This is a genomic window from Pantoea sp. Tr-811, from assembly GCF_011752535.1.
Lineage (GTDB): Bacteria > Pseudomonadota > Gammaproteobacteria > Pseudomonadales > Pseudomonadaceae > Aquipseudomonas.
Window position 1 is genome coordinate 1 of record NZ_VWXJ01000011.1, and the last position, 1,952, is coordinate 1,952.

1 protein-coding gene is annotated in these 1,952 nt (G+C 63.1%); it reads left to right on the forward strand.

Annotation, left to right across the window (positions count from 1 at the left end):
• The first annotated feature begins 353 nt into the window (after positions 1-353).
• Positions 354-1,535, forward strand: a complete 1,182-nt coding sequence (locus tag F3J44_RS30240; RefSeq protein WP_167274331.1) for an N-acetylmuramoyl-L-alanine amidase — start codon at positions 354-356, stop codon at positions 1,533-1,535.
• Positions 1,536-1,952 lie beyond the last annotated feature (417 nt).

The window sequence follows — 1,952 nt, forward strand, 5'->3', positions numbered from 1 at the left end:
GCCCCTACGCTGCGCTTCGGGGTTCCCTCGCTCCGGCCTTGCTCCCGGGAGGACCGCGCTGCAGGCCCCATCCTGGGGCCCAGCGCTTGACGGGCATCCATGCCCGTCACCTCCCTCCGCAAGGCCTCCGCTCGGCCTCCTAAGGTCGCAATCTGCGTTTGCTGAACTACCGCGCGCTTAGAAGCAAGAGCAAGAGCGTCAGCAAGCAACGCGGCCGTGGTAGGAGCGAGCGCAGCTCGCGATGCGCAGGCGGCGCTCGATCTCAAAGCAAGCGCAAGTGGTTCAGGCTTGGAAATGGCGTTAAATTTGTTATAACGTAACAACATCCCGATTCCCTGTTGGATCACTGGTGTATGAACAGACGTAGTTTGTTGAAGTTTCTCTTGGCGGGAATCGCCTTACCCACTTCACTCGTTGCCAATGCAGCACAATCTCTGCGACGTATCCGCGTCAGTCGGGTAGAGGGCCAGGCCACTGTATTGCTCGATCTCAGCGGCCCGGTCGTTTCCAACAGCTTCACCCTGGACTCACCGCCACGGCTGGTGCTGGACCTCAAGCAGACCGTGATGTCCGCACCGCTCGAAGGTTTGACGTTCGAAGGCACGGCGATCCGCTCGATCCGCAGTGGAACGACACCCACAGGCGATTTACGCATTGTCCTGGACCTGACCGAACCGGGCGTTCATACCGCGCTTCGCCCACTCCCCAATCTCAGCCACACCCTGCAACTGCAAGTGGCGGCCCCGCTGCGCAGTGCGGTGGCGAGCACGCAGGCCAACCGAACCCCCAAGCGCTCCGGCGCCAGGGTTAACCGTGACCTGCTGGTGGTGATCGACGCCGGCCATGGTGGCAAGGACCCGGGCGCGCTGGGCGCAAAGGGCGAGCAGGAAAAGCGCGTTGCCTTGCAGATCGCCACGCTGCTGGCCAAAAGAGTCAATGCGCAGAAGGGTTACAAGGCCCGGCTGGTTCGCAGCGACGACGTGTTCATACCCCTGCGCAAGCGCGCCGAACTGGCTCAGCGGCTCAAAGCCGACCTGTTCGTTTCCGTGCATGCCGATGCTGCCCCCAGGCTCACGGCTTCGGGGGCCTCGGTATTTGCCCTGTCCCAGGGCGGCGCCAGTTCGTCGATGGCACGCTGGATGGCTGCGCGTGAGAACGGTGCCGACGCGGTGGGCGGTGGTTTGGCGGTGAAGTTGCGTGAGGACGACCCCATGGTTGCCGGGGTGTTGCTCGATATGTCGATGAACGCCACCATTTCCACCAGCCTGGACCTTGGCCATCAGGTGCTGACGCAGTTGGGCACGGTTTCGCGGCTGCATCAGCCACGGGTCGAGCAGGCTGGGTTTGCGGTGCTGAAGTCGGCGGCCGTGCCTTCGATCCTGGTGGAGACCGGGTTCATCTCCAACGTGAATGATTGCCAGCGGCTGCACGACGCCCGCCAACAACGCAAGATCGCCGAGGCGATTTTCGCGGGCGTCGAGGGGTATTTCCGACAACGGCCTCCGGCAGATAGCCTGATTGCCACCTTGGGGTAGGGTGGTCCGGTTTTAGCCTTGTGGCGCCTGTGAGATCGAGCGCCGCCCGCGCGGCGCTTCGCGGGGCAAGCCCGCTCCTACATTTGTTTCGGGCCAATGTTCATGTGTCCACCGCGCGCGACCCCTTGGCGTACGACGCGATATCGTGGTGAACGAACAAGGCGGTCGCGCGCGATGGCACAGGCGTAACTGGCCCGAAACAAATGTAGGAGCGGCGGTGCGGCGATCCGACTTGCCCCGCGAAGCGCCGCGCGGGCGGCGCTCGATCTCAACGGCACCACAAGGCTAAAGCCCCACACCACGGCATCAATCCCAATCCTGCACCTGATTGTCCCCGCTTCCCATGTCAGACCCTCCGGTCACGATCCTTTAGCGTGTCGACGATTACCCATTCCAGGCAAAGCAGGATGCTTACCG